The 6515-nt window shown below is 36.5% G+C and carries 6 protein-coding genes and 1 pseudogene; 3 read left to right on the top strand and 4 right to left on the bottom strand.

The window, feature by feature from the left end; all coding sequences use genetic code 11:
- Positions 1–337 precede the first annotated feature (337 nt).
- Positions 338–548, top strand: a pseudogene (locus ACP6PM_RS12365) (IS630 family transposase); the annotation flags it as partial.
- 706 nt (positions 549–1254) lie between these two features.
- On the opposite strand, the gene ACP6PM_RS12360 reads toward ACP6PM_RS12365, so the two are convergent.
- The 4 genes from ACP6PM_RS12360 to ACP6PM_RS12345 form a co-directional block, all read right to left on the bottom strand.
- Positions 1255–3264, bottom strand: a complete 2010-nt coding sequence (locus ACP6PM_RS12360) for an FAD-dependent oxidoreductase (RefSeq protein ID WP_426584972.1) — start codon at positions 3262–3264, stop codon at positions 1255–1257.
- A 341-nt stretch (positions 3265–3605) separates the two neighbouring features.
- Positions 3606–3989, bottom strand: coding sequence for a hypothetical protein (locus ACP6PM_RS12355; RefSeq protein ID WP_426584970.1), 384 nt, complete (start codon positions 3987–3989; stop codon positions 3606–3608).
- A gap of 193 nt (positions 3990–4182) precedes the next feature.
- A complete protein-coding gene (locus ACP6PM_RS12350; protein ID WP_426584968.1) occupies positions 4183–4446 on the bottom strand; it encodes a hypothetical protein in 264 nt (87 codons plus the stop codon).
- A 91-nt stretch (positions 4447–4537) separates the two neighbouring features.
- On the bottom strand, positions 4538–4789 hold the full coding sequence (locus ACP6PM_RS12345) for a hypothetical protein (protein ID WP_426584967.1): 252 nt from the start codon (positions 4787–4789) through the stop codon (positions 4538–4540).
- A 179-nt stretch (positions 4790–4968) separates the two neighbouring features.
- Between ACP6PM_RS12345 and ACP6PM_RS12340 the strand changes: the two genes are divergently transcribed.
- Together ACP6PM_RS12340 and ACP6PM_RS12335 are read left to right on the top strand one after the other, a co-directional pair.
- A complete protein-coding gene (locus ACP6PM_RS12340) occupies positions 4969–6084 on the top strand; it encodes a DUF1822 family protein (RefSeq protein ID WP_426584966.1) in 1116 nt (371 codons plus the stop codon).
- 45 nt (positions 6085–6129) lie between these two features.
- Positions 6130–6504: a XisI protein gene (locus ACP6PM_RS12335; RefSeq protein WP_426584964.1), complete on the top strand. Its 375-nt coding sequence runs from the start codon at positions 6130–6132 to the stop codon at positions 6502–6504.
- Positions 6505–6515: the final 11 nt, after the last annotated feature.

The following is a 6515-nucleotide window of genomic DNA, read 5'->3' as shown; positions in this document are numbered from 1 at the left end:
TTACCTCGGGTTTTAACCGTTACGGAATTGAATATAAGGAATATTTTCTTTTCTCCCCTTGAGAATAAATTTTTTCGGCGTTGGTCAATCCTCTTCCTAAAAGAGAGAGGTAATTATCCATTAATGAACCCCCCTACATCGGCCGCAAAATTAATAACAGTTTTGCGGTCATTTTACTGTAACTATCTATGCATTAATTTGGTATTATAAAGGGGGTATAAAGCTAAAAAAGGTTTTTTTCTTGATATTGAAACCCACATTCCGCACCACAAAATATCGAATTAATTATTATAAAAATTGTCACAACCTATTTAGGATTGCTATAGAAGAAGAATAGTTGATAAATTGTACAAAATTTACCCCGAATGCGCCGGAGCAAAACCCCGTTGAAGATATTTGGTTGCAAACCAAAAATTTTATTAGACAATTTTATCATCTTTGCAGTTCTTTTAAAGTAGTTAAGTGGCTATTTAAGTTTTTTGCCCTCTGGTCAAATATTCGACTTTCCTAAACTTTTTCAGTATGGAATTTTGCCACAACCAATTTAGGACTGCTATAGTTATTTATTACTAATTATGCCAAGAGGATATTATTGTTAATCATAAATCCGCCTTTTTACTGAAGCTTAACCAAAATTTATTCAAAATTTAACTAACAGATGTTAGATTGATTTTTACTGGAGTAATATCAGGGAAACAAAAAAGCTCGCGGTTAATAGGTAATGGTGATAAGTATTCTGACAAAAACTAGAGTTATTTTTTATTAGGTAGAAAAATGTTACCAACTAAATGTAAAATTTCTAAATTTAGACAAGTTTCAATTAATAGAACTTGTAATCATACATTTTCTGTCGCGATTAAAAAACCAAAGTATAGATATAACTATGATGCTTTTGTTTTTAGTACGTCTCACCCTAAGTTAGTTTCCTTATTTCAAGTTGAAAAACTTTAGGTTACCAAGTTCAGACACAACCCTAAAAAAGTCTATATATTAAATCAATAAATTTGAAAATATTAGACATCTCTAAAGATTAATTTTTTCAGAGGTCTATCTGCCTGAGCTTTAACGGTATAAATTTTTAAGTGGATAGAATATGAGAATTTTGTGATGAGTGTAGAATTATTTCTTTTATAGCACTCACCATTACTGTTAGGAAATTCTCAAATTCTCAAATATAGTCACAGCAAGAATTGAACTTTTAACTTTTGACTTCTGCTATATTTTCCACCCAACACAAATACCTCATCTCTAATTCTATTTCCATTCATCCCAAGTATTATTAAAAATAGAAGTTTCAGGAAAAGCTGTGGGATTGCCATTTTCCTGCAAAAGACCTTGTAATATTTCTAATTCCCATTCCTTAGAAGGCATATCATCAATTAATTCATAAGGAAAAATACCCCTTTCTAAAGCAAAATCAATTGTTGTACCAGCAGCAGCTCCAGCAGACCATTCAAAAGAATGTACTCGATAAGCAGCAGCAGCAATATAACTTGTCGCGATACTCTTTCCAGCTACTAACAAATTATCAATTTTTTGGGGAATCATTGCTCGTAAAGGTATTTGAAAAGGATAGGCAGAACCCTGACCTCGCCTAATACCTGCTCTTTCAGAATTTCCAGGTGCTTCTGCCGGACTTTTTGTCATACAAGGATGAAAATCTATGGCGTAATGACCTATCCCTACACTATCAGGAAAAATCGTTGCTCTTGCTCTTTGAGGCATTTCTTTCATTGAATTAATTTGTGCATCTGGGGGAACAAAAGCAGAAACAGCTCCCCACAAATAATGTAACCTATCCGGCGGTAAATTTTGTAGATAAAAATCATCCCGAAAATTCTTTTTAGCAATATCAACCTCTCCCACAGTAAAACCTTTTGGGTGAGTTTTCCCGACACGACCAATAATGCGTCGCCCCTCTCGCATATAAGGATATTTCGATAACCCATGAGCTGTTCCCATCGGCGCGTCCAACCCAGTCAATAAAAGATGATTTGGATATTTTTTCTTCACTCCTTCCCCTAACTGAGAGTCAGTAGTTCCTTCAACTAACCAATGAAAATAACCGAGAGCATTTTCCTCACCTCGACGGAGAGTTTCAGCACGCAAACCACCCATCCAACCCCCCGGTTGTAGTTGACCTGTAGCTTGTAGTTGTCCTCGACTATAAATCAAGTTATCGTCGCGGTTTCCAGGGCGGTAGTCATTACCCCAAGTCCAATTTTGCATGGAAATATCACCGGGATAAATAGTTCGTTTTTTGTAGTCGGGGGGTTGGGGTGCGTCTGGTTTCATTGACCAAATTTGCCGATAGGTGAAAACTAAGTTGAAATTAGCTAATCTGGATAATTCATAACTATAGTAGGGGGCGTACTGAGAATAAAATGGCGGTTCCACATGGGTTTGAGGTGTTTCGGTCGCCTCCATTGCGAAAGTGTAGGTAAAACCTTGAGTGCAGTAGGAGTCTCTAGTGTCAACAGGGGATGAGGGGTCAACGTAGGTTTGTGGATCGATACCGAGACGATAGGGAACATCTGCGAGAGCAATAATTTCTCCAGTTTCGGTTGCTTCTACAACATACCAGTCAGCACCACCTGTTTTATCTGGGGATGGTTGGGGTACAAACTGAATTATGGTTTTGTCAAATCTTGCTGAGTTTTGGTAACGGTAAGCATCTTCGATAATTTGAGATAGGGGTTCGCTGTTGATGGGTGGGGTGCCTGCTGCTGGTTGATATTGGATGGCGATCGCTCTATTAATTTGATTATTAGATATATCTAATTCTTTGATAATAGTATTGGGAAACCATTTTAATGTACCTCCGCCTTTTTTGGCAGCATCCTCTAACATCTCAAATAGGATACCGTGACCATCGTAAGGCATAAAACAGGAGACGCTTACCCAACAGGTGCCAGGATTAAGTCTACCGTATTTTTCCTCAATGCGTTCCCGTAATTCTAGATAACCACGGGGATAAAATAGGAGACTGCGTTGAGTTCCGCGTTCGTCGAGAGCGGAGGTGCCTTGGGAGGAAATTTGACCGCCCACCCAGTCGGTGATTTCGGTGATACAAACGGTGCGTCCTGCTAATAGTGATTCGTAGGCAGTTGCTGCTCCTGACAAACCGCCACCGATGACTAAAATTTCGCAGGTTTCTTCTTGATCTGGGGTACGGGGTGGCGCTGCTAAGGTGGGGGCGATCGTAGGAGTTAGGGAGAATAAGCTGAGAATTAGACTAATTATTGGTTTGTTTTTTTTGAGCATAATTTTAGATGAACTTTTAATAATCAAATACTCAAATTTTAGATTAATTTGAACAAACTTGATTTCGAGTCGAATATATTTGTATGGCCAATTGAATAATGAGTACATAGTTGAGGAATTTTAAGCCCAACTCAATACAATTATTTTTAGGGGAAGCCGTAATTACTGAGGATTTTGTGATTTAGTTTAGATATCAAATATATTATTAACCCTAATTAATGTAGGGACGTTGCATAACAAAAATGCGAACATCCCTACTACTGACAATGAAAAGCGCTCTAAACCCGATTTGTTATTTTGGTCCGTAAGTCCCTATCTAACCTGTTTATCTTCGTTTTAGTTTAGTATTTCCTTTGAACGCTCGTAACTGCTGAAGATTTACCTGTGCGTTCATTGATGAGAGTATTCCATCTACCATTATCCATAATTACTGTAATCATGTCCCCAACTTTTGGACTAATTGGGCTGGCATAATAAATATCAAACCTGTTACCTGTAGAAACGCTCTTCAGAGTAATCCTTCTTGTAGAAGAAGACAACCAAATAATACTAAAAGCATACCGCCCTGTTTGAGCAATGGTGTTTTTTGGTAAATTTTCTGGGGTGACTTGGATAGTCTGTGGGCGATCGCTTGTGCTTGACTTAGCTATTGCGGGTAAAGTAATAGTCAAACTAGAATAAATAGCGAAAAGTGCAGCAGAAATAATTGACAAATTTTTGTTCATAATGAATGATTCCTTAAATAGAATAAATCTTTGAAAAACCGGGTTTGTTTCCTCACCTAACCGGGAAAAGCATCCTTAATATGTTATTCCTATTGATGCCCAAAACTTTGACAATAAAAACCGAGGTGTTATACCAAAATGTAGGCAAAGTTGTAAAGACTTTGCCATTTAACCAATATCTTGATGAAGACAACTAGGAAGATGAACCTCCGAACAGAGCATCGAGAATAGCGACTCCCACCGCGAAAGCACCAACTGTTCTCGTTGTTCCCATCGTCGTATCCCCAAGGACGTTTCCTTCTGTATCTATTGCCATATATTGTTGACCATTCGTGCCTTCATAATAGACAATAAATCCATCTGCGGCCTCTTGATAGCCGAGATATTCACCAAAGGGGTGATAGTGGGCAACAGCTTCAGCAAACATCTGGTGCATAACAATTTCAGATGCAGACATATCTAAATTTCTCCTGTTTTTTTGTTGGTATGGGCGATCGGTAGGGTGCGTTGCAATGCACCCTACAAATGTAGATGCTGTTTAGCCAAAGTTAATCACGCAGTAACCACCAAACAAATGCTCCGACTGCAACTGGTGCTGCTACTACAGCTACGACGGGAGCGATAGCTACTGAAGTTGCTGTACCTGCTGTTGTTGCTAAGGTTGTGATACCAATACCACCAGTTGTAGTAGCGATACCAGTAGCAGTTGTTCCGGTAACAGTTGCTAATGTACCGCCTGTAGTAGCTGCTCCAGCTAATGCACCGCCTACTGCAGTGGTGGCTACGATAGGATTGCTCATAAGAAAATGACTCCTTTGTTTTAGTAAAATTGATGAGGCTTAATTAAGTATTTTTTGGCCTCTCAATTCCTACTCTACAAGGCAAATTGATAATGGAAATTATTTATAACTAATGGTCATTATTAACAACAATGGTAAAATTATGACTATTAGAAAAAAAACGTTGCGAGGTAAATTTGATGAATCAAGCTGCAAGTAATTCTAAGTGTCTTCAAGATTTAGTTAATTATAACTTTTATGCTGAAGCTCAAGCTACTTGGAATGTTAATGATTTAATTTTTGACCTAGAAAAAATTAAAAAAAAATGGTCAATGAGGGAAGGCTTAAGCAAATTTCACAAGCAGTATTTATTAATGGCATTAGTTGCAAAACAACTTCCAGATATGGTTTCTGAATTAGAAGATATTACATCAGTTGATTCTCTCAGAACTAAACTAAGTAATGATAAAAAGAAAAAAGGGATTCATTTTTGCTTACAAAAATTGCTGGAGCAAGAAATTGGTAATCCTAAAAATATCAAAACTGGCAATACTGAAGATATAGAAATTGGTAATCCTAAAGATATTGTTTTTAATTTGTTGAATTCTAAATATAAAAAACAACCTCAACCTCCTAATCCTGAAAAAGAAACAAATTTATTAATTAGAATCCCTGATGATGTTTCAGCAAAACAATTGTTAGAAATTGAGAACAAAGTGAGGGCGATAACAGGATGTCCTTATCTTAGGGTAGTGGAAATTAAAATGGGTAGTATAATTTTGGTTTTCAAAGGTTCTCAATCTGCTTGTGAGCAAGTAGAATCTTTGCATCAACAAGGTTTACTTTCAGAGAGATTAGGTGTTCCTATTATAGATGTAGAAATCATACCAAGTCGGGTGAATTTAACTCAATGGTTTGATAATATTTTAACTACTGGATGGCAAGCAGCAAATGAATTATTAAGTCCTTCACGATTAGTATTTAGAAGTAGGGACGAAATTCAAGGTACAAAACTTATTGATTTACGATCAGATTTGTTGAGTCATTCTGTAGTTTTACTGGTAAATTTACTACCAGAAAATGATGATTCTTTTGAAGTGGAAATAACTTTACGGGTTTATCCGACTGGGGATAATTTTTATCTTCCTCCTAATTTGAAGTTGATTGTTTTAAGTAAAAATGAAGTTTTTCAAGAAGTTACAGCTAGAAGTGAAGATAGGATTATTCAATGTCAATTTGCAGGAGAATTAGGGGAAGAATTTACAGTACAATTGGTATTAGGTGAAGCTGTGATTAGTGAGGATTTTGTTGTTTAGTTTAGATATAAAATACATTGATTAACCATAATGTAGGGACGTTGCATGCAACGTCCCTACGAACGGTACTTTGGAGATAATTGTTTTATGGAGCGATTAAATTATCCAGAAATTGTCACACAAATACTTAAAGAACACTATCAATATCATACTCAAGATTCACAATATGAAACACAACTAATTTTGGATTCGGAAAGAAATCATTACCTCTTAATTTCTTTGCGTTGGCAAAATGAAAAACGGGATTATGGTTGTTCTATTCATGTTGATATTAAAGATGGCAAAATTTGGATTCAGCAAGATTTTACTGAGCAAGGTATTGCTCAACAATTATTAGATTTAGGTGTGCCAAAATCTGATATTGTTTTGGCTTTTCGTTCGCCTTTTGTTCGACAATTTTCTGATTTTTCTGTAAGTTAGAAATTGTTGCA

This window comes from Dapis brunnea BLCC-M229 (assembly GCF_050015995.1).
Classification (GTDB): Bacteria; Cyanobacteriota; Cyanobacteriia; order Cyanobacteriales; family Microcoleaceae; genus Trichodesmium.
This window is presented reverse-complemented; position numbering and strand designations above follow the sequence as displayed.

Coding starts and splice junctions, on each gene's coding strand:
- ACP6PM_RS12355 (WP_426584970.1), bottom strand. CDS start 3,989: ATGAACAAAAATTTGTCAATTATTTCTGCTGCACTTTTCGCTATTTAT.
- ACP6PM_RS12335 (WP_426584964.1), top strand. CDS start 6,130: ATGCAACGTCCCTACGAACGGTACTTTGGAGATAATTGTTTTATGGAG.
- ACP6PM_RS12340 (WP_426584966.1), top strand. CDS start 4,969: ATGAATCAAGCTGCAAGTAATTCTAAGTGTCTTCAAGATTTAGTTAAT.
- ACP6PM_RS12345 (WP_426584967.1), bottom strand. CDS start 4,789: ATGAGCAATCCTATCGTAGCCACCACTGCAGTAGGCGGTGCATTAGCT.
- ACP6PM_RS12350 (WP_426584968.1), bottom strand. CDS start 4,446: ATGTCTGCATCTGAAATTGTTATGCACCAGATGTTTGCTGAAGCTGTT.
- ACP6PM_RS12360 (WP_426584972.1), bottom strand. CDS start 3,264: ATGCTCAAAAAAAACAAACCAATAATTAGTCTAATTCTCAGCTTATTC.